The 21,159-nt window shown below is 69.1% G+C and carries 21 protein-coding genes; 3 read left to right on the top strand and 18 right to left on the bottom strand.

Annotated features, from left to right (window positions below; translation table 11 throughout):
• The first annotated feature begins 166 nt into the window (after nt 1-166).
• From OTB20_RS15550 to OTB20_RS15540, 3 genes are all read left to right on the top strand, one after another.
• Nucleotides 167-1,471: a sensor histidine kinase gene (locus OTB20_RS15550; protein WP_267817991.1), complete on the top strand. Its 1,305-nt coding sequence runs from the start codon at nt 167-169 to the stop codon at nt 1,469-1,471.
• Nucleotides 1,468-2,109, top strand: coding sequence for a response regulator (locus OTB20_RS15545; protein WP_267817989.1), 642 nt, complete (start codon nt 1,468-1,470; stop codon nt 2,107-2,109). Before OTB20_RS15550 ends, OTB20_RS15545 begins: the two co-directional genes overlap by 4 nt.
• 203 nt (nt 2,110-2,312) lie before the next feature.
• Complete coding sequence (locus tag OTB20_RS15540; protein WP_267817988.1) at nt 2,313-4,172, top strand: glycoside hydrolase family 18 chitinase; 1,860 nt, start codon at nt 2,313-2,315, stop codon at nt 4,170-4,172.
• A gap of 157 nt (nt 4,173-4,329) precedes the next feature.
• Here OTB20_RS15540 and OTB20_RS15535 read toward each other — a convergent pair whose 3' ends face one another.
• The 18 genes from OTB20_RS15535 to OTB20_RS15450 form a co-directional block, all read right to left on the bottom strand.
• Nucleotides 4,330-4,779 carry a DUF2550 domain-containing protein gene (locus tag OTB20_RS15535; protein WP_267817986.1) on the bottom strand — a complete coding sequence of 150 codons (450 nt, stop codon included), beginning with the start codon at nt 4,777-4,779 and terminating at the stop codon, nt 4,330-4,332.
• 155 nt (nt 4,780-4,934) lie between these two features.
• Entirely contained in the window at nt 4,935-5,309 is a 375-nt protein-coding gene (locus tag OTB20_RS15530) for a F0F1 ATP synthase subunit epsilon (protein WP_267752085.1), read from the bottom strand.
• A 129-nt stretch (nt 5,310-5,438) separates the two neighbouring features.
• Nucleotides 5,439-6,881: a F0F1 ATP synthase subunit beta gene (atpD, locus tag OTB20_RS15525; protein WP_267752084.1), complete on the bottom strand. Its 1,443-nt coding sequence runs from the start codon at nt 6,879-6,881 to the stop codon at nt 5,439-5,441.
• A complete protein-coding gene (locus OTB20_RS15520; protein ID WP_267817985.1) occupies nt 6,881-7,798 on the bottom strand; it encodes a F0F1 ATP synthase subunit gamma in 918 nt (305 codons plus the stop codon). The genes atpD and OTB20_RS15520 overlap by 1 nt, the downstream gene beginning before the upstream one ends.
• A gap of 20 nt (nt 7,799-7,818) precedes the next feature.
• A complete protein-coding gene (gene atpA, locus OTB20_RS15515) occupies nt 7,819-9,414 on the bottom strand; it encodes a F0F1 ATP synthase subunit alpha (protein WP_267817983.1) in 1,596 nt (531 codons plus the stop codon).
• 131 nt (nt 9,415-9,545) lie between these two features.
• Nucleotides 9,546-10,361 (bottom strand): F0F1 ATP synthase subunit delta, encoded by an 816-nt coding sequence (locus OTB20_RS15510; RefSeq protein ID WP_267817981.1) that lies wholly within the window; start codon nt 10,359-10,361, stop codon nt 9,546-9,548.
• Nucleotides 10,358-10,900, bottom strand: a complete 543-nt coding sequence (locus OTB20_RS15505) for a F0F1 ATP synthase subunit B (protein WP_254384247.1) — start codon at nt 10,898-10,900, stop codon at nt 10,358-10,360. Before OTB20_RS15505 ends, OTB20_RS15510 begins: the two co-directional genes overlap by 4 nt.
• Before the next feature lie 42 nt (nt 10,901-10,942).
• Entirely contained in the window at nt 10,943-11,176 is a 234-nt protein-coding gene (gene atpE, locus OTB20_RS15500; protein ID WP_073773063.1) for an ATP synthase F0 subunit C, read from the bottom strand.
• Nucleotides 11,177-11,252: 76 nt separating this feature from the next.
• Nucleotides 11,253-12,089, bottom strand: a complete 837-nt coding sequence (gene atpB / locus OTB20_RS15495) for a F0F1 ATP synthase subunit A (RefSeq protein ID WP_267818155.1) — start codon at nt 12,087-12,089, stop codon at nt 11,253-11,255.
• A gap of 210 nt (nt 12,090-12,299) precedes the next feature.
• Nucleotides 12,300-12,737, bottom strand: a complete 438-nt coding sequence (locus OTB20_RS15490) for a hypothetical protein (protein ID WP_267817978.1) — start codon at nt 12,735-12,737, stop codon at nt 12,300-12,302.
• Between the two features lie 274 nt (nt 12,738-13,011).
• Nucleotides 13,012-14,346, bottom strand: coding sequence for an MraY family glycosyltransferase (locus OTB20_RS15485; RefSeq protein WP_267818154.1), 1,335 nt, complete (start codon nt 14,344-14,346; stop codon nt 13,012-13,014).
• 104 nt (nt 14,347-14,450) lie between these two features.
• Complete coding sequence (glyA, locus tag OTB20_RS15480; protein WP_267817976.1) at nt 14,451-15,683, bottom strand: serine hydroxymethyltransferase; 1,233 nt, start codon at nt 15,681-15,683, stop codon at nt 14,451-14,453.
• A 174-nt stretch (nt 15,684-15,857) separates the two neighbouring features.
• Nucleotides 15,858-16,490: a protein-tyrosine-phosphatase gene (locus OTB20_RS15475; RefSeq protein ID WP_267817974.1), complete on the bottom strand. Its 633-nt coding sequence runs from the start codon at nt 16,488-16,490 to the stop codon at nt 15,858-15,860.
• Nucleotides 16,487-17,134: an L-threonylcarbamoyladenylate synthase gene (locus tag OTB20_RS15470; RefSeq protein ID WP_254384243.1), complete on the bottom strand. Its 648-nt coding sequence runs from the start codon at nt 17,132-17,134 to the stop codon at nt 16,487-16,489. Before OTB20_RS15470 ends, OTB20_RS15475 begins: the two co-directional genes overlap by 4 nt.
• A gap of 73 nt (nt 17,135-17,207) precedes the next feature.
• Nucleotides 17,208-18,053 (bottom strand): peptide chain release factor N(5)-glutamine methyltransferase, encoded by an 846-nt coding sequence (gene prmC, locus OTB20_RS15465; protein ID WP_267817972.1) that lies wholly within the window; start codon nt 18,051-18,053, stop codon nt 17,208-17,210.
• Nucleotides 18,054-18,118: 65 nt separating this feature from the next.
• Nucleotides 18,119-19,198: a peptide chain release factor 1 gene (gene prfA / locus OTB20_RS15460; protein ID WP_267817970.1), complete on the bottom strand. Its 1,080-nt coding sequence runs from the start codon at nt 19,196-19,198 to the stop codon at nt 18,119-18,121.
• 115 nt (nt 19,199-19,313) lie between these two features.
• The gene (gene rpmE / locus OTB20_RS15455) at nt 19,314-19,529 is read right to left on the bottom strand and encodes a 50S ribosomal protein L31 (RefSeq protein WP_267752074.1); all 216 of its coding nucleotides are present in this window, start codon (nt 19,527-19,529) and stop codon (nt 19,314-19,316) included.
• A 188-nt stretch (nt 19,530-19,717) separates the two neighbouring features.
• Nucleotides 19,718-20,821: an LCP family protein gene (locus OTB20_RS15450; RefSeq protein ID WP_267817968.1), complete on the bottom strand. Its 1,104-nt coding sequence runs from the start codon at nt 20,819-20,821 to the stop codon at nt 19,718-19,720.
• Nucleotides 20,822-21,159 lie beyond the last annotated feature (338 nt).

Here is a 21,159-nt window from a genome sequence, read left to right as displayed (position 1 = left end):
ATGGTGAGTGATGGTGATGGGGGACGCATCCAGCCTCCCGCCCCGCACGCCCCGGTACCTCGTCACCGATGACGAAAGACGGGCGCGGCGCACTGCATCCTTCGATGTACGGCGCCTCGGCCCCGATGGCGATGCCCGCCCGCGCCGCACCCTGTTGGATGAGAGCGTGAACAGGAAGATCCCGCCCCCGCACCGCGACGACGTACTCCTCGCCGTGGTCAGCGTGGCCGCCGGCCTGCTCCTGTGGTCGCTCGGCGTGTACAGCTCCGCTTCCCGGGACCTGTTCCCCGCCTGGGCGGCGCTGGTGCCCCTCCTGGCCCTGGGCCCCATGGAGCTGCTCCGCCGCAGCATGCCCCGCACGACTTTGGCGGTCGGCACCGCCGGGCTGGTCGCCGACCAGTTCACCGTGGGGAGCCTGGCCACCGTCCTGATCTTCACCGACCTGATGTACGCGGCCGTCGTCTACGGCAAACCGGCCATGGCCCGCCGCCTGCCGGTGACCACCGGGCTGATCACCGTCGCCGTGACCATCGCCTCCGTCGCCTGGCTGCGCACCCCGCAGGCCCTGCTGATCGGCGTGATCACCGGCATCGTGAGCTTCGGCCCGGCGCTGACCGGCGCCACCCTGCGCAACCACCGCGAGGCCGCCGTGGCCGCCCGGCTGCGCGCCGAGCAGACCGCGCTGCTGGCCGAGATGGACCGCGCGCAGGCGGTCGTCGCCGAGCGTGCCCGGATGGCCCGCGAACTGCACGACATGGTCGCCAACCACCTCTCCGCCATCGCCATCCACTCCACCGCCGCGCTCTCCATCGACTCCCCCGCCACCAGCCGCGAGGCGCTCGGGGTGATCCGGGAGAACAGCGTCCAGGGTCTGGCCGAGATGCGCCGCCTGATCGGACTGCTGCGCGACGCGGGGGCCGGGCAGGGGGCCGTCGCCACGCCGACCCTGGACGGGCTGGACGCGCTGCTGGCGCAGGCGCGTACGACCGGGGCCGGGAGCGGGCTGGACTTCGTACTCCTCGACGACCGGCCCGGGGCCACCGCCGGGAAGACCGGGAAGACCGGGAGGCCCGGGAGGCCCGGGGAGCCCGGGAAGGCCACGGAATCCGGGGAGGCCCGTGAGCAGCTGCCCGCCCCGGTGGAGCTGGCGGCGTACCGGATCGTCCAGGAGTCGCTGACCAACGCCCTCAAACACGCGGCCCCCGGCACGGTCACCGTCCGCCTGGCCCGCGACCACCCCACGGGGCGGAGCAGGACCGGGGACGGGGACGGGGACGGCGCGCTGCGGGTCGTGGTCGACTCCCCCTACGGGGAGCGCCCCGGACCCCGCGCACCCGGCTCCGGCGCCGGCCTGACCGGGATGCGGGAGCGGACGCAGTTGCTCGGCGGAACATTCGAAGCGGGCCGCGCCGGCGCGCTCTGGCGGGTCCGGGCGACGCTGCCCGTGACGGAGGAAGGGGTACGGGCGTGACGATCAGGGTCGTGGTGGCGGAGGACCAGAGCGCGGTACGGGCCGGGCTGGTGCTGATCCTGCGCAGCGCCGGCGACATCGAGGTGGCGGGCGAGGCGGCGGACGGGGAGGAGGCCGTGCGGCTGGCCCGCGAGCTGCGGCCGGATCTGGTGCTCATGGACGTGCAGATGCCGCGCCTGGACGGGGTCTCGGCGACCCGCCAAGTCGTGGCGGAGGGCTTGGCCGACGTCCTCGTGCTCACCACCTTCGACTTGGACGAGTACGTCTTCGGGGCGCTGCGCGCGGGCGCCGCCGGCTTCCTGCTGAAGGACGCGGACGCGGCGGAGCTGATCGCGGCGGTACGGACCGTCGCGCGCGGGGAGGGCACGATCGCCCCGGCGGTGACCCGTCGGCTGATCGCGGAGTTCGCGGCTCCACGGCCGGTACGGGTGCCCGTGCCGGCGGCGGTGCGATCGCTGACCCCGCGCGAGCGGGAGGTGTTCGGGTGCCTGGGCGAGGGCCTGTCGAACGCCGAGATCGCGGTACGCCTGGATATGGCGGAGGCGACGGCGAAGACCCACGTCAGCCGGGTGCTGGGGAAGCTGGAGCTGCGCAGCCGGGTTCAAGCGGCAGTGCTGGCACAGGAGTTGGGGATCTAGCCGAATCCGGCCGGAAATATTTCCGGGGCGGATACAGAAGGTCTGGACCTCTTGACGGTTGGTCCAGACCTTTCTACTCTCACGCAAAACTGTGGTGAGCGTGCCATGACAAGACGTCATACGGACACGCTCACGGGCGGCGCAGGTCCCACCCCCATGCGGCGGCCGTCCCCACGGCCGCCGCGGACCTCGGAGGAGCACCCTTGAGCACAGCACCCCCACGACGCGCACCGCTACTGCGAAGAGTCGCGGCCGCACTGGCCGTCCTCACCCTGCCCGTCGCCGGACTCGTGGCCCTCGCCGGTCCCGCCGAGGCCGCCGCCTCGGCCACCGCGACGTACACCAAGGTCTCCGACTGGGGCTCCGGCTTCGAGGGCAAGTGGACGGTGAAGAACACCGGCACGACCACCCTCAGCAGCTGGAACGTCGAGTGGGACTACCCGGCCGGCACCGCCGTCACTTCCGCCTGGGACGCCACCGTCACCAGCTCCGGCACCCACTGGAGCGGCAAGAACGTCGGCTGGAACGGCACCCTCGCCCCGGGCGCCACCGTCAGCTTCGGCTTCAACGGCACGGGCGGCGGCGCCCCCGCCGGCTGCAGGATCAACGGCGGCAGCTGCGACGGCGGCACCACCCCCACCGACAATCCGCCCAGCGCCCCCGGCACCCCCACGGCCAGTGGCGTCACCGACACCGGACTGACCCTCGGCTGGGCCGCGGCCACCGACGACAAGGGCGTCAAGAACTACGACGTCTACCGCGGCGGGGCCAAGGTCGCCACCGTCACCAGCCCCTCGTACACCGCCACGGGCCTGACCAAGGGCACGACCTACAGCTACACGGTCGTCGCCCGCGACACGATCGACCAGACCGGGCCCTCCTCCGGCGCCCTCTCGGTGACCACCACCGGCGGCGGCGGGACCGACCCCGGCGACCCCGGCACCCCGGGCTCCGCGGTCAAGCTCGGCTACTTCACGGACTGGGGCGTCTACCAGCGCAACTACCACGTGAAGAACCTGGTCACCTCCGGCAGCGCCGCGAAGATCACGCACATCAACTACGCCTTCGGCAACGTCCAGGGCGGCAAGTGCACGATCGGTGATGCCTACGCCGACTACCAGAAGACCTACGACGCCGGCTCCAGCGTCTCCGGCACCGCCGACACCTGGGACCAGCCGGTCGCGGGCAACTTCAACCAGCTGCGCCAGCTGAAGAAGAAGTACCCGAACATCAAGGTCCTCTACTCCTTCGGCGGCTGGACCTGGTCCGGCGGCTTCGGACAGGCCGCCGCGAACCCGGCCGCCTTCGCCCAGTCCTGCTACGACCTGGTCGAGGACCCGCGCTGGGCCGACGTCTTCGACGGCATCGACATCGACTGGGAGTACCCGAACGCCTGCGGCCTGTCCTGCGACACCAGCGGGGCCGCCTCCCTGAAGAACGTCCTCTCCGCGCTGCGCACCAAGTTCGGCAGCAGCAACCTGGTCACCGCCGCCATCTCCGCCGACGGCTCCAACGGAGGCAAGCTCGACCTCGCCGACTACGCGGGCGCCGCCCAGTACGTCGACTTCTACAACGTCATGACCTACGACTTCTTCGGCGCGTGGGACGCCAAGGGCCCGACCGCCCCGCACTCCCCGCTCACCTCGTACACCGGCATCCCGATCGCCGGATTCAACTCCGAGGCCGCCATCACCAAGCTCAAGGGCAAGGGCATCGCCGGCTCCAAGCTCAACCTCGGCATCGGCTTCTACGGCCGCGGCTGGACCGGCGTCACCCAGGCCACCCCCGGCGGCACCGCCACCGGACCGGCCCCGGGCACCTACGAGCAGGGCATCGAGGACTACAAGGTGCTCAAGGCCGGCTGCCCGGCCACCGGCACCATCGCCGGCACGGCGTACGCCAAGTGCGGCAGCAACTGGTGGAGCTACGACACCCCCGCCACCATCGCCGGGAAGATGACCTGGGTGAAGCAGCAGGGCCTCAAGGGCGCCTTCTTCTGGGAGTTCAGCGGCGACACCACGAACGGCGAACTGGCCTCCGCGATCCACACCGGCCTTCAGTAGGCCCCGTACGCACGGCCTCTGAAACGCACGGATGGTGACATGCACAGCCGGTGACATGCACAGCCGGTGAAGGACGAAGCCGGTGAACGACGAAGCCGGGAAGACTGGTCCGCCCCCGTCTCCCCGGCTTCCTCACGTCCTGCGAGGCGCAGCGGCCTCAGGCCACGTTGACCCGTTGCCCGGGCGGCGCCGCCTCGAGCCAGGCCAGGAAACCGGTCAGCGCGTCATCGCTCATCGCCAGTTCCAGGCGGGTCCCGCGATGCACGCAGCCGAGTACGACGGCGTCGGAGAGCAGGGCCAGCTCCTCCTCGCCCTCGGGCGCACGGCGGGCGATGACCTCGATGGAGGACCGCTCCAGCAGCCGGCGCGGCCGCGGGGAGTAGCTGAAGACGCGGAACCAGTCGATGCGGTCACCGCTGTAGCGCGCGACCCCGTACACCCAGCCCTTGCCGGAGACGTCGGGTTCATCGGCCACGCCCCAGCGCAGGCTGCAGTCGAAGGTGCCGCCGGAGCGCTGGATCAGCCTGCGGCGCAGCCCGAAGACAAACAGCCCGATCACCACCAGGGCTACTACGACCAGGCTGCTCACAAGCAGAGCGAGGAGCATCTTTCACCGACCTCCTCGCTCATCGAATGACGCACACGACAGAGTTCTTGCCAGACGCAGTCTGGGCCGGACCCGCATCGCCTCAGCCGCGACCCGGTCCGAAAATTCCGGAACAGGCCGCGGCTGAGGTTTGAAACTCTTACCGGTACCGGGGCTCAGCGCCCCGAAACCGCGCGCAGCCGGACATCGGCGCGACGTTCGGCGGCCCCATCGGTCTCCGACTTCGCGCGCTCCAGTGCCCGCTCCGCACGCTCGACGTCAATCTCGTCGGCAAGCTCGGCGATCTCGGCCAGCAGCGACAACTTGTTGTCCGCGAACGAGATGAATCCGCCGTGCACCGCGGCGACAACAGTGTTGCCTCCGACGGTACGGATGGTCACCGGGCCCGATTCCAGCACACCGAGAAGCGGCTGGTGACCGGGCATGACGCCGATGTCGCCGGACGTGGTGCGCGCGACAACCAGGGTGGCCTCGCCGGACCAGACGTTACGGTCCGCCGCGACCAGCTCGACGTGCAGCTCAGCAGCCAAGGTGGCTCCTCGGGTCACCACCCGGCGGGAAAGCCGGGTGTTGGGTCAAATTCTAATGGGCGTGGGGAGAGGGACGGGACACACCCGCCCCTCTCCGTCATTCAGCTGTGCTCAGAGACGAGCCCGGCTTCAGGAGACGCCCAGCTCCTTGGCGTTCGCCTTCAGGTCCTCGATGCCACCGCACAGGAAGAACGCCTGCTCGGGGAAGTGGTCGTAGTCTCCGTCGCAGATCGCGTTGAAGGCAGTGATCGACTCTTCCAGCGGCACGTCCGAACCGTCCACACCGGTGAACTGCTTCGCCACGTGGGTGTTCTGCGACAGGAAGCGCTCGACGCGACGGGCACGGTGGACAACGAGCTTGTCCTCCTCGCCCAGCTCGTCGATACCGAGGATCGCGATGATGTCCTGGAGGTCCTTGTACTTCTGCAGGATCCCCTTGACGCGCATCGCCGTGGCGTAGTGGTCCGCCGCGATGTACCGCGGGTCGAGGATGCGGGACGTCGAGTCCAGCGGGTCCACGGCCGGGTAGATGCCCTTCTCGGAGATCGGACGGGAAAGAACCGTCGTCGCGTCGAGGTGGGCGAAGGTGGTGGCCGGCGCCGGGTCGGTCAGGTCGTCCGCGGGGACGTAGATCGCCTGCATCGAGGTGATCGAGTGACCGCGGGTCGAGGTGATGCGCTCCTGCAGCAGACCCATCTCGTCAGCCAGGTTCGGCTGGTAACCCACGGCGGACGGCATGCGGCCCAGAAGGGTCGACACCTCCGAACCAGCCTGGGTGTAACGGAAGATGTTGTCGATGAAGAAGAGCACGTCCTGCTTCTGCACATCGCGGAAGTACTCCGCCATGGTCAGACCGGCCAGGGCGACGCGAAGACGGGTGCCCGGGGGCTCGTCCATCTGACCGAAGACAAGCGCCGTCTTGTCGATGACGCCGGACTCGGCCATTTCCGCGATGAGGTCGTTGCCCTCACGGGTACGCTCACCGACGCCCGCGAAGACCGACACGCCGTCGTGGTTGTTGGCGACGCGGTAGATCATTTCCTGGATCAGAACGGTCTTGCCGACACCGGCACCACCGAACAGACCGATCTTTCCACCCTTGACGTACGGGGTGAGAAGGTCGATGACCTTGACGCCGGTCTCGAACATCTCGGTCTTCGACTCGAGCTCGTCGAAGCGGGGCGCCTTGCGGTGGATCGGCCAGCGCTCGGTGACGTTGGCGTTCTCCTCCGGGTAGTTCAGCACCTCACCGAGGGTGTTGAACACCTTGCCCTTGGTGAAGTCACCGACGGGGACAGTGATGCCCTCGCCCGTGTTGGTCACCGTGGCCTGGCGGACCAGACCGTCGGTGGGCTGCATGGAGATGGTGCGGACCACGCCGTCACCCAGGTGCTGGGCGACTTCCAGGGTCAGCGTCTTGAGCTTGCCGTCCTCGGCCGGGTCGGCGACCTGGACCTTGAGGGCGTTGTAGATCTCGGGCATGGCGTCGACGGGGAACTCCACGTCGACGACCGGGCCGATGACCCGGGCGACGCGGCCCGTGGCGGCGGCCGTCTCAACAGTGGTCGTCATTACTTGTCACTCCCCGCGGTCGCGTCAGCCATGGCGCTCGCGCCACCGACGATCTCGCTGATTTCCTGGGTGATTTCGGCCTGGCGGGCCGCGTTGGCAAGCCGGGAGAGGCTCTTGATGAGATCCCCGGCGTTGTCGGTCGCCGACTTCATCGCGCGGCGGCGGGCGGCGTGCTCGGAAGCGGCCGACTGCAGCAGTGCGTTGTAGATGCGGCTCTCGACGTAGCGCGGCAGAAGGGCGTCGAGGACGTCCTCCGCCGACGGCTCGAAGTCGAACAGCGGAAGGATCTCGCCCTTCGCGCCGGTCTCCTCTTCCACCTTGTCGAGGCTGAGCGGCAGCATCCGGCCGTCCACCGCGTTCTGCGTCATCATCGACACGAATTCCGTGTAGACGATGTGCAGCTCGTCGACGCCACCCTCGGCCGTAACCGTCTGGATGGCCTCGATCAGCGGCGCCGCGACGCGCTTGGCGTCGGCGTAGGCCGGGCTGTCGGTGAAGCCGGTCCACAGCTCCGCGACCTTGCGCTCGCGGAATCCGTAGTAGGCGGCACCCTTACGGCCGACGATGTACGTGTCGACCTCCTTGCCCTCGCCGCGCAGCCGCTCGGAGAGCCGCTCCGCCTGCTTGATGGCGTTCGAGGAGTAGCCGCCGGCCAGACCGCGGTCGCTCGTGATGAGCAGAACCGCGGCACGCGCCGGTGCCTCGACCTCGGTCGTCAGGGCGTGCTTGGTGTTCGAACCGGTCGCCACCGCGGTCACCGCACGGGTGAGCTCGGCCGCGTACGGCATCGATGCCGCCACCTTGCGCTGCGCCTTGACGATGCGCGAGGCGGCGATCATTTCCATCGCCTTGGTGATCTTCTTGGTCGCCGTGACGGCACGGATGCGACGCTTGTAGACCCGGAGCTGCGCTCCCATGAGTCAGGTCCCTTCCGTCGTCACTTGGAGACGTTGACGGCCGGCGCGTCCTCGCCCAGGAGCTTGCCGTCCGAGGTCTCGAACCCACGCTTGAAGTCAGCGATGGCGTCACCGATGGAGGTGAGGGTGTCGTCCGACATCTTGCCGCCGTCCGCGATGGAGGTGAGGAGGTCCTTGCGCGAAACGCGCAGGTGCTCCAGCAGCTCCGACTCGAAGCGACGGATGTCGTTGACCGGGACCTCGTCCATCTTGCCGGTGGTACCGGCCCAGACGGAGATGACCTGCTCCTCGACCGGCATCGGCTGGTACTGGCCCTGCTTCAGCAGCTCGACCAGGCGCTTGCCGCGCTCCAGCGAGGACTTCGAAGCGGCGTCCAGGTCGGAACCGAAGGCGGCGAACGCCTCCAGCTCACGGTACTGGGCGAGGTCCAGGCGCAGACGGCCGGAAACCTGCTTCATCGCCTTGTGCTGGGCCGAGCCACCGACGCGGGAGACCGAGATACCGACGTTCAGCGCCGGGCGCTGGCCCGCGTTGAACAGGTCGGACTCAAGGAAGCACTGGCCGTCGGTGATGGAGATGACGTTGGTCGGGATGAACGCCGACACGTCGTTCGCCTTGGTCTCGACGATCGGCAGACCGGTCATCGAGCCGGCACCCATGTCGTCGGAGAGCTTCGCGCAGCGCTCCAGCAGACGGGAGTGCAAGTAGAAGACGTCGCCCGGGTAGGCCTCGCGGCCCGGCGGACGGCGCAGCAGCAGCGACACGGCGCGGTAGGCGTCGGCCTGCTTCGACAGGTCGTCGAAGATGATCAGGACGTGCTTGCCGGCGTACATCCAGTGCTGGCCGATGGCCGAACCGGTGTACGGCGCCAGGTACTTGAAGCCGGCCGGGTCGGACGCCGGGGCGGCGACGATCGTCGTGTACTCCAGCGCGCCGGCGTCTTCCAGGGCGCCGCGAACGGACGCGATGGTCGAGCCCTTCTGGCCGATGGCGACGTAGATGCAGCGAACCTGCTTGTTCACGTCGCCAGAGCGCCAGTTGTCGCGCTGGTTGATGATCGTGTCGACGGCAAGAGCGGTCTTGCCGGTCTGACGGTCACCGATGATCAGCTGACGCTGACCGCGGCCGACCGGCACCATGGCGTCGATGGCCTTGTAGCCGGTCTGCATCGGCTCGTGGACCGACTTGCGGACCATGACGCCGGGGGCCTGCAGTTCGAGGGCGCGGCGGCCCTCGGTCGCGATCTCGCCGAGGCCGTCGATCGGGTTGCCGAGCGGGTCGACAACGCGGCCGAGGTAACCCTCGCCGACGCCGACGGAGAGCACCTCACCGGTGCGCTGCACCGGCTGGCCCTCCTCGATACCGCTGAACTCGCCGAGGACGACGGCGCCGATCTCGCGCTCGTCGAGGTTGAGGGCGAGACCAAGGGTCCCGTCCTCGAACTTCAGCAGTTCGTTCGCCATGGCGGAGGGCAGGCCCTCCACCTTCGCGATGCCGTCGCCGGCAACGCTGACCGTACCGACCTCCTCGCGCGAGGCCGCGTCCGGCTGGTACGACTGGACAAAGTTCTCCAGTGCGTCCCGGATCTCCTCCGGCCGGATCGTGAGCTCCGCCATCTGGGTTCCCTGCTCTCCTTGTTGGGCCTGAAGCTTCTTAGGGGTCTGGGGGCGACCCCCAGGAATCTTCTGCAAGTTCTGCACGGCCCAACCGGGCCGCTAGGAATGCTTTTTTCTAAAGGTGTGGCTGGTCAGCCGGCCATGCGTCGGGACGCCTCTGCGATGCGGTCCGAGATGGTGCCGTCGATGACCTCGTCGCCGACCCGCACCGAGATCCCGCCGAGGACCGTGGGGTCCACGTCGAGGTTCAGGTGCATCGGGCGGCCGTACAGCTTGGCCAGCACCGCGCCGAGACGCTGCTTCTGGACGTCGCTGAGCGGAACCGCGGTGGTCACGGTGGCGACCATGCGGCCACGACGCTCGGCGGCGACCTTGGACAGGGACTCGAGTCCCTGTTCCAGGCTACGTCCACGCGGGTGCGTGACGAGACGCGTGACCAGTCGCTCGGTGACGGCGTTCGCCTTGCCGCCGAGCAGGCTGCGCAGCAGCTCGCTCTTGGCAGCGGTGGTCGCCGACCGGTCGGTCAGTGCTGCACGCAGCTCGGTGTTCGCGGAGACGATCCGGCCGAACCGGAACAGCTCGTCCTCGACGTCGTCGAGACCGCCACCGGCCTGGGCCGCCGTGAGGTCGGCGGTGGCCGCCAGTACCTCGAGCGAATCCACCAGGTCACGGGAGCGCGACCAGCGGGACCGGACCATGCCGGACACCAGGTCGAGGGTTTCCCCGCCCACCTGGCCGCCGAGCAGACGACCCGCCAGCTCGGCCTTGGCCTCGCCGGACTGCGCCGGGTCCGTGATGACCCGACGCAGCGAGACCTCACGGTCGAGCAGCGCGGTGACGGCCGCCAGCTCGCCGGCGAGCTTCGCCGCGTCGACGGACGTGTTGTCCGTCAGCGCGTCGAGACGCTCACGAGCGGTGGCCAGCGCGTCGCGGCTCGCTCCGTTCATCGTGCGGCCTCGGCCTTCTCCTCGAGCTCGCTGAGGAAACGGTCGATCGTGCGGCTCTGCCGGGCGTGGTCCTCGAGGGACTCGCCGACGAGCTTTCCGGCCAGGTCGGTGGCGAGCTTGCCCACGTCCTGTCGGAGCGCCGAAGAGGCGGCCTTGCGGTCGGCCGCGATCTGGGCGTGACCGGCAGCGATGATCTCCTCACGCTGCCGCTGGCCCTCTGCGCGCAGTTCTTCCTTGAGCGCAGTGCCCTGCTCCAGGGCGTCCTGGCGCAGGCGAGCGGCCTCGTGCCGGGCTTCGGCGAGCTGGGCCTTGTACTGCTCCAGGACGCTCTGAGCCTCGGTCTGAGCGGCCTCAGCCTTTTCGATACCGCCTTCGATGGCCTCGCGGCGCTCGTCCAGAACCTTGTTGATGTTCGGGAGGAGCTTCTTCGCGAGGAAACCGAAGACGATGACGAAGGCGATCAGACCGATGACGAGCTCGGGGATCGGCGGAATGAGGGGGTTTTCCCCGCCCTCAGCCGCGAGAACCAGGAGGTTCACATCAGTGCCTTTCGTCGATTCGGACTAGTCGTTGGGTTCGTCTTAGTAGACGAACGGCATGACCAGGCCGATGAGGGCGAGCGCCTCACAGAAGGCGAAGCCGAGGATCTGGTTGGCGCGGATCAGACCGGCAGCCTCGGGCTGACGGGCAAGAGCCTGGGTGCCGTTACCGAAGATGATGCCGACGCCGACGCCCGGGCCGATGGCCGCGAGGCCGTAGCCGACAGAGCTGAGGGAGCCGGTGACGCCTTCGGTGGCAGCGAGGATCTGGGACATGCCAGTTCTTCCTTCTCTTTCACGGACCGGTGGGGGTTGGCCACCGGACGACAGGGGGTTTTTGTGCGGGCCTGGCTCAGTGGTGCTCGGCGAGCGCGCCCTGCAGGAAGCTGCAGGCCAGGAGGACGAAGACGTACGCCTGGACAGCCTGGATGAACAGCTCGAACGCGGTCATCACGATGACCATGATGAACGAGACGCCCGCGTAGGCGATGCCGATCCCGTTCAGCAGGTACCAGCTGGCAATGGTGAACAGCAGCAGCAGGGTGTGACCGGCGAACATGTTCGCAAACAGTCGGACCGCGTGGGTGAAGGGCCGGACGATCACGTTCGAGAAGAACTCGATGACCATGACCAGCGGCAGAACCGGGCCGAGCGACTTGTCGTAGCCGGTCAGGTTCTTGAAGCCGCCGACGAAGCCGTGCCGCTTGAACGTCACGCTCATCCAGATCACGTAGACGATCAGCGCGAGCGCGACCGGGTACGAGAAGATCGCCGTCACCGGGAACTGAGCCACGGGGATGATCGACCAGAGGTTCAGGATCCAGACGAAGAAGAACAGCGAGACCATGAAGGGGACGTACTTCTCGCCCTCCTTCTTGCCGAGCGTCTCGTAGACGATGCCGCGACGTACGAAGTCGTAGCCGGCCTCAGCGACCATCTGCAGCTTGCCCGGGACGACCTTCGGCTTGCGGAAGGCGGCCCAGAAGAAAGCGACGATGACGACCGTACCGAGCAGCGCCAGCAGCATCGTCTTGTTGAAGTACGAGCTGCTGTCACCGTCCCCGAAGATCGGCTGGAACATGAACGAGTGCAGGCCGGGAGCCGGGAATCCACAACCATCGAAGATGTGGCAATCGGTCTCGAAGGCGAGCACCGTCGTCGGGTCAGCACTCACCGCGGGCTCCTTCAGCGTGGCGCATAGGTACGGCAACCTCGTTGTGTCGGCGCGGCGGACAGCCGCTGTTCGGCACTGGACTGGTGTAACGGATGTGGGGGCGGCGGTCGGGCATCGAGCCTCGCGATGGAACAGGCGTCAGCTCAGATACCCGCGCCCGCATTGCCACAGTTGAAACCGGACGATAGCAGCATCCCGAACGGCCACTTATTCCGCCCCTACCCCTCACGGCTTCGGTCCCGAATTTCCGGGCTTGTCGCCCTTCATCGATTCCGGTTCGACGTAAAGGATCTTGGCCTTCATATGAGCACGCGCCTGTGCGCCGATCCACACGAGGGTGGTGGCGACGAGCGTGATCGCGAAGGCCTTGGGGTGGAACAGTGTCGTGTTCTTGAACACGGCGAGAAAGACGAAGAGCAGCAGGATCTGGGCCGTGTAGAGCATGAGCCCCATGGCCTGGAACAGGTGCGGCAGTGATTTCGCCGTGCGTTGCAGTACGAGGAATCCGATGCCCATGAACAGCATCACCACCACCGTCGCGACGACGGCGCCCACGGCCCCCTTGCCACCGACGACGATGCCACTGATGACGGCGGCGAGAGCGCCGGCGACAGCAGTGGGTACGGCGGATTGCAGGAGGGATCGGACGTCATCTGACCGCATGGCGGTTTGCTCCGCGTGGTGGTGGGGGCAAGGGACTCGTACAGGACGAGCGTAAGCCCGGTCCGAGTGAGTACCTCGGGCCAATGGACCGTCGCACTACGGTCCTTCGGCTCTGTCGCCGGGTTTAGTGAACGGTATCACAAAGTATTTGATGAGAGCTTTACCCAGGAAGTGTGCCGACTGTCACACATGAGAGTGACCCTGCGCGTGTGTGCGCGACAGCCAACCGGGTTGTCTGGTAAAGGGCGTTCATGTCCGACATGCGCTCTGGGAGTCAGCGCGACGATCCGGCCTTGCGCCGGTCGGGGAAGCGAGAACGGGGGCCGATCGCAGTCGCCCCGTTGACGCCGGACACACCCGCGGCGATCGGCCGGGCCGGTTCGGGTTCCACCGTCAAGTCGTCCTGCAGGGCCGCCTCGGCGGCCCGTTCCGCGTGCCGGTAGCGCGGCGGGACCAGCTTCTCCGCCCACTGCGGGGTCCTCGGGGTGAAGCGCGGCAGCAGGAGCAGGAGCAGGCCCACGGCGCTGAGTGCGGCGATCGCCAACACGATCCACATCGAGGCGGAATGAACCGAATACGCCACCGCACCGAAGGCGATCAAGCCTGACCAGAAGTACATGATGAGCACCGCCCGGCTGTGCGAATGCCCGAGCTCCAGCAGCCGGTGGTGGAGGTGTCCGCGGTCCGCCGCGAAGGGCGACTGCCCCTTCCAGGTGCGGCGCACGATGGCCAGGATGAGGTCCGTCATCGGGATCGCGATGATCGTCAGCGGCAGGATCAGCGGGATGAAGACCGGCAGCATCGCGTGGGTCGCGTTGCGCTCGCCGCCCGCGAACAGCGCCATCGCGTCCGGGTCCACCTGTCCGGTGATGGAGATGGCCGCGGCGGCCAGAACCAGGCCGATGAGCATCGAGCCGGAGTCGCCCATGAAGATCCGGGCGGGGTGCATGTTGTGCGGCAGGAAGCCGAGGCACATGCCCATCAGGATGGCGGCGAAGAGCGTCGCGGGCGCGGCCGCCTCGATCCCGTAGCCGAACCAGATCCGGTACGCGTAGAGGAAGAAGGCACAGGTCGCGATGCAGACCATGCCGGCGGCGAGGCCGTCGAGGCCGTCCACGAAGTTCACCGCGTTGATGGTGATCACGACGAGGGCCACGGTGAGCAGGTTGCCCTGCCACGGGGTGAGCGCGACCGTACCGATCCACGGGACCGGGATCCACAGGATGGTCAGGCCCTGCATGCACATCACGCCGGCGGAGATCATCTGTGCGCCGAGCTTGATCAGGGCGTCGAGCTCGAACTTGTCGTCGAGTACGCCGACCAGCCAGATCAGGGCGGCCCCGGAGAGCAGGGCCCGTGGTTCGTTCGACAGCTCGAAGACCCCGTTGAGGTTCTGCAGGTGGTCCGCGACCAGCAGGCCCGCGCACAGTCCGCCGAACATCGCGATGCCGCCGAGCCGTGGAGTGGGCTCCCGGTGCACGTCCCGGGCACGGATCTCCGGCATCGCGCCCACGGCGATCGCGAACTTCCGCACGGGCCCGGTGAGTAGGTACGTCACCGCGATCGTGACGCAAAGCGTCAGCAGATATTCACGCACGGGCTGCCCCAGATGTATCGCCGGCCATCTCAGCCCCACACACTAGCTGCGATGCACACGCTGTCGGGGACGCGCGGTGGCGGTATCCCGGTTGCGGTACGTCGCTCTTACCCCGTTTAAACCCCATACGGCGGAAAATTGAACACCAACTCGTTGACGTCCCTACGGACCTTCGCGGGCTCCCCGCCGCTCAGCGCGGCCGTGAACAGCTCGGCGATCCGCCGCATCTCCGCCTTCCCCATTCCCTGGGTGGTCACGGCCGCGCTGCCGAGGCGGATCCCGCGCCGGTCGCCGTGGGGAAGGGCGCAGGTGTCCAGCACGATGCCGGCGGCGGCCAGCCGGCCCCGGGCGCCCGCGCCGTCGAGGCCCAGGGGCTCGGGGTCCGCGGTGATCAGGTGGGTGTCGGTCCCGCCGGTCGTGATCGCGAACCCGCGCCGCCCCAGCTCCTCGGCCAGCGTGCGCGCGTTGGCCACGACCCGGTGGGCGTACGAGGTGAACGCGGGCCCGGCGGCCTCGCCGAAGGCCACGGCCTTCGCGGCGATGGTGTGCATCTGCGCCCCGCCCTGGGTGAAGGGGAACACCGCCCGGTCGATCCGGTCGGCGAACTCGGCGCCGCACAGGATCATGCCGCCGCGCGGACCGCGGAGCACCTTGTGCGTGGTGGCGCAGACGATGTCGGCGTAGGGCACGGGACTGGGCGCGGCCCCGCCGGCCACGAGCCCGATGGGATGGGCGGCGTCGGCGATCAGGAAGGCCCCGACCTCGTCGGCGATCTCCCGGAAGACGGAGTACTCGGGATGTCTGGGATAGGAGATGGACCCGCAGACGATGGCCTTGGGCCGGTGCGTGTGCGCGAGCTCCTGCACCTGGAGGTAGTCGATGAGCCCGGTCTCGGCGTCCACTCCGTACCCGACGAAGTCGAACCACCGCCCGGAGAAATTGGCCGGGGAGCCGTGGGTGAGGTGTCCCCCGGACGTCAGCCCCATCGCCAGGACGGTGTCCCCGGGCTGCAGCAGCGCGGCGTACGCGGCCAGCACGGCGGCGGATCCGGAGTGCGGCTGCACGTTCGCGTGCTCGGCGCCGAAGAGGGCGCAGGCCCGTTCGGCGGCGATCCGCTCGGCGAGGTCGGCGTACTCGCAGCCGCCGTGGTGGCGGGCGCCGGGGTACCCCTCGGCGTACTTGTTGGCGAGCTGCGATCCGAGTGTGCCGAGCACGGCGGCCGAGGTGAAGTTCTCGGCGGCGATCAGCTGCAGCCCGGTCGCCTGGCGCTGCCGCTCCCCGTCGAGGACGTCGGCCATCTGCGGATCCTGCTGCCGCAGCAGGTCCATCGGCTGGGTGATGACGCTCATGGCGCGACTCCAGGGGGGTACCGCGTACCGGGTACCAGCCACTGTAGGCCGAGGCCGCTCATCGCGCCTCGCGGCGGCGATCCGGCCCCGCCCGGGGAGCTCTCCCGGTGGCAGCCGGGGGAATGCGAGGCGCGGGGATCCGGGGGCAGCGCCCCCGACAACGGCGTCGCGGGGTCAGCGCGAGGCGGTGACGCCCGTCAGCGCCGTGACCACGGGGTCCAGCGCCTGGTTGATCTCGTCGCCGATCGAGCGGAAGAAGGTGATCGGCGCCCCGTACGGGTCGTAGACCTCATCGGCGTCCGGGGACGGCGCCAGGAGCCATCCGCGCAGCGCGGCGGCGGCCCGGACCAGCGCACGGGCCCGTTCCACCATTCCTTCTTCCAGCGGCGGCAGCGTCGCCGGGTCTATCGCCCGCACCAGCCGGGTGAACTCCTTCAGGGTGAAGGTGCGCAGCCCCGCCGAGTGCCCCATCGAAATCACCTGGGCGCGGTGGTCGCGGGTGGCGGTGAGGACCAGGTCGGCGCGTATGACGTGCTCGTCCAGCAGCTCCCGGCCGGTGAATCCGGAGGCGTCCGCCCCGAAGTCGGCCAGCACGGCGGCCGCGTTGGCCTCCATGGGCGCGCCCTCGTGGCCCCAGGTGCCCGCGCTCTCCACGATCAGGTCGCCGGTGACGAACCCGCCGAGCCGGTGGGACAGCGCGTGCCGCGTCAGCCGCTCGGTGATGGGCGAGCGGCACACGTTGCCGGTGCTGACGTGGAGTATGCGGAAGGTGCTGTCCCCGGCTATGCCACGCCCCTCAGGGCTCACGGGGCCACCTCGAGGTCGGGTACGACCTCCCGCAGCTGCTCGGCGGTCAGTGCCCCCTCGCGCAGCAGGACGGGAACCTTCCCGGTGACGTCGACGATCGACGACGGCAGCGTGCTCGGGGTCGGACCGCCGTCCAGGTACACGGACACGGAGTCGCCCAGCATCTCCCGCGCCGCGTCGCAGTCCTCCGGCGCCGGGTGCCCGGTCAGGTTCGCCGAGGAGACCGCCATCGGGCCGACCTCGGTCAGCAGCTCGATCGCGACGGGGTGCAGGGGCATGCGTACGGCCACGGTCCCGCCGGTCTCCCCCAGGTCCCACGCCAGCGAGGGCTGGTGCTTGGCGACGAGGGTCAGCCCGCCCGGCCAGAAGGCGTCGACGAGCTCCCACGCCTGCTCGGAGAAGTCCGTGACCAGACCGTGCAGGGTGTTCGGGGAGCCGATGAGCACGGGGGTGGGCATGCTGCGGCCGCGCCCCTTGGCGGCGAGCAGGTCGCCGACGGCCTCCGCGCTGAAGGCGTCCGCGCCGATCCCGTACAGGGTGTCGGTGGGCAGCACGACGAGCTCTCCGCGGCGTACGGCGGAGGCGGCTTCACGCAGGCCCGTCTTGCGGTCCGTCGCGTCGTTGCAGTCGTATCGCCGGGCCATCAGCGGGCCTCCTCGTGCAGCAGGGTGGTGGCGGGAACGCGCGCGCCGACCGAACCGGTCACGGCGGGGCCGGTCACGGCAGGGCCTTGCGGGCGGTGGCGAAGCGGGGGCGGTTGTTGAGGTCGGGGTGGTCCGCGGCGTCGGCCCAGCCCCGCTCCTCGGCGAAGATCCACGGGACCTGTCCGCCCTGGGTGTCGGCGTGCTCGATGACGACGATGCCGCCGGGCCGCAGCAGCCGGTGGGCGGTGCGCTCGATGCCCCGGATCGTGTCCAGGCCGTCCTCGCCGGAGAACAGCGCCATCTCGGGGTCGTGGTCGCGGGCCTCGGGTGCCACGTACTCCCACTCGGTGAGCGGGATGTACGGCGGGTTGGAGATGACCAGGTCGACCTGTCCGTCCAGCTCGGGCAGGGCGCTGAGCGCATCGCCCTGGTGGACGGTGACCCGGGAGCCCTCCGCGTTCTTACGCGTGTAGACCAGGGCGTCCTCGGACAGCTCGACGGCGTGCACGCGCGAGCGCGGCACCTCCTGCGCCATGGCGAGCGCGATGGCGCCGGAGCCGGTGCACAGGTCCACGATCAGCGGCTCGACCACGTCCATCGCCCGGACGGCCTGTATGGCCCAGTCCACGACCGACTCGGTCTCGGGCCGGGGCACGAAGACCCCGGGCCCGACCTGGAGCTCCAGGTAGCGGAAGAAGGCGCGGCCGGTGATGTGCTGGAGGGGTTCACGCGCTTCGCGGCGGGCGATGGCCTCCCAGTAGCGGGCGTCGAAGTCCGCGTCCTTGACGTGGTGGAGTTCCCCCCGCTTGACGCCGTGCACGAAGGCCGCGAGCTCCTCCGCGTCGAAGCGCGGTGAGGGCACGCCGGCGGCGGCCAGCCGCTGGGTGGCCTGGGCCACCTCGGCAAGCAGCAAGTTCACGCTGGTCCTCCGGGCTGCTGTCGTACGGGGGGTGGTGCGGGGGTACTGCTCGGGCGGTGCGGGACTCAGCGCGCGGACGCGAGCTTGGCGGCGGAGTCCGTGTCGACGCAGGCCTGGATGACCGAGTCGAGGTCCCCGTCGAGCACCTGGTCCAAGTTGTACGCCTTGAAGCCCGTCCGGTGGTCCGAGATCCGGTTTTCCGGGTAGTTGTACGTCCGGATCTTCTCGGAGCGGTCCACGGAGCGCACCTGGCTGCGGCGCACGTCGGAGGCCTCCTGCTCGGCGGCTTCCTGGGCGGCGGCCAGCAGGCGCGAGCGCAGGATGCGCATCGCCTGCTCCTTGTTCTGGAGCTGGCTCTTCTCGTTCTGGCAGGAGGCGACCACACCGGTGGGCAGGTGCGTGATGCGCACGGCCGAGTCGGTGGTGTTGACGGACTGGCCGCCGGGGCCCGAGGAGCGGTACACGTCGATGCGGAGGTCGTTCATGTTGACCTCGACCTCCACCTCCTCGGCTTCCGGGGTGACGAGCACGCCGGCGGCGGAGGTGTGGATGCGGCCCTGGGACTCGGTGGCCGGAACGCGCTGGACGCGGTGCACGCCGCCTTCGTACTTCAGGCGGGCCCACACGCCCTTGCCGGGCTCGGTGGCGCCGTTGCCGCCCTTGGTGCGGACGGAGACCTGTACGTCCTTGTAGCCGCCGAGCTCGGACTCGGTGGCGTCGATGATCTCGGTCTTCCAGCCCACGCGCTCGGCGTAGCGCAGGTACATGCGCAGCAGGTCGCCGGCGAACAGGGCGGACTCGTCGCCGCCCGCGCCCGCCTTGACCTCGAGGAGCACGTCCTTGTCGTCGCTGGGGTCGCGCGGGACGAGCAGCAGGCGGAGCTTCTCGGTGAGCTCTTCGCGCTGCGCGGTCAGTACCTTGGCCTCGGCTGCGAAGTCCGGGTCGTCGGCCGCGAACTCCTTCGCCGTCTCGATGTCCTCGGCGGACTGCTTCCAGGCACGGAAGGTCGCGACGATCGGGGTCAGTTCCGCGTAGCGCTTGTTGAGCTTGCGCGCGTTGGCCTGATCCGAGTGGACCGAAGGGTCGGCGAGCTTCTTCTCAAGATCGGCGTGCTCGCCGATCAGTTCCTCGACCGCCTCGAACATCGGGGGCTCCTGAAGATGGTGAACGTGAAGAAAAAGGGCTGCGGGACGAGAAAGGCGCCGGTCCGGCTGCCCCCGTAGCAACAGGGTGCAGCCGGAATCCGGCGCCAGAGGCTCGCTACTTCTGAGCAGCCTTGCCGAAGCGCGCCTCGAAGCGGGCCACACGGCCACCGGTGTCGAGGATCTTCTGCTTGCCCGTGTAGAACGGGTGGCACTCGGAGCAGACCTCGGCACGGATGGTGCCTTCGGTCAGGGTGCTACGGGTGGTGAACGACGCGCCACAGGTGCAGCTGACCTGGGTGTCGACGTACGTGGGGTGAACATCGCGCTTCAAGGTGTCTCCTAGATTCGGGAGGGCGCCGGGTCGCAGGAGCCGAATTGCGCGCTGCGTGAACCGGGGCCGACAGACCAGTCTGCCAGGACCGGGCTGCCTGTCAAAATTCTGAGGACGCCTCCCTCAACGGAGGGGGGCCGGCATCTATTCCACGGCCGGCCGAAGCCCCTCCGGCCGGGATGCCGTGCCTACCGGACGACCGCGCCGGCCGTGCCCTTGTCGCCCGCCGAGTTCGCGGTGGCCTCCGCGGGGACCTGCCGGTCCGCGAGCAGGGCCTCCCAGACCATCTTGGACTCCTTGGTGAGCGGGACGACCCGGTTGGGGTCACGGGTGTCACCCGCCACCGGCAGCGTGATCATCTGCATGTTCTCCGGGCTGATGCCCTGTAGTCCCTGGGCGAACCCCATGAGGGACTTCACGTCGCCGAGCGCCTTGTCCGTGGTGATGGCCTTGGTGGCGGTGTCGGCGACGTCGAGCAGCGTCTTCGGGTTGTCGAAGACGCCGATGCTCTTGACCTGCTTGATGAGGGCCTTGATGAAGGCCTGCTGGAGCTGTATTCGGCCCAGGTCGCCGCCGTCGCCGACGCCGTGGCGGGTGCGGACGAGGCCGAGGGCCTGCTCTCCGCTCAGCCGGTTGGTGCCGACCGGCAGGTCCAGGTGGCTGTAGTCGTCCTTGATCGGCTTGGTGGTCGTCACCTCGACGCCGCCCAGCTTGTCGATGATCTGCTTGAAACCGGTGAAGTCGACCTCGAGGTAGTGGTCCATGCGGATCTCCGACATCTTCTCCACGGTCGCGACCGCGCACGCGGCCCCGCCGACGGTGAAGGACTCGTTGAACATCTTGCGCGTGCCGCCCTCGTCGGTCTTGCCGTTCGACGTCTTGCAGGAGGGCCGGGTCACGAGGGTGTCGCGGGGTATCGACACGACGGTGGCCTTGGTGTGGCCCTCGTTCAGGTGGACGATCATCGCCGTGTCCGAGCGGGCGGAGCCGCCGTCGTCCTGGCCGTACTCCCCGTTGGCTCCGCCGCGGGAGTCGGAGCCGAGGACGAGGATGTCCATCGAGCCGTTGTCCACGTTCTGCGGGCGGTCCTTGCCGAGGGCCGCGTCGATGTCGACCGTCTTGAGGTTGCCGTTGAACTTGAAGTAGAAGTAGCCGAGCCCCGCCCCGCCCAGGAGGACCACGCCGGCGGCGGTCCACGCGGCGATGACGACGGCCCTGCGGCTCGCGGCCGGTTTCCGTCGGCGTCGGCCCGCGCCGGCCCTGCGGCCGTTGCCCCTGTTGTCCTGGCTCATGCTCTCCTCTGCCCGCCTGTCTCTGCTCGGTTCGGGTCCGCTCCCCGCTCCCTTCTGACAAGGACGGGCACAAGCCATCCAGGGTTCCACGGCCCCGGGCGCACCTGAACCGCCGCGGCGCGTCGCGGCTCCCGGAGCGGGCCCGGCGCACTACGTCGCCCACCTGCGATTACACCGGGGACGCGGGGTGACACCGCAGGGTTGACCGGGGTACGGAGTGTGGCGCAGGTCGCACCCGCGCACGAAGTACCGCATGCCCCGTACGCCGCCGCGTACCCCGCAGCCCCGTAGGACGCGGTACGCACACGACCGCCCCCGTCGCGTGTGCGGCGGGGGCG

It is taken from the genome of Streptomyces sp. H27-H1, assembly GCF_026627445.1.
Classification (GTDB): Bacteria; Actinomycetota; Actinomycetes; order Streptomycetales; family Streptomycetaceae; genus Streptomyces.
This window is presented reverse-complemented; position numbering and strand designations above follow the sequence as displayed.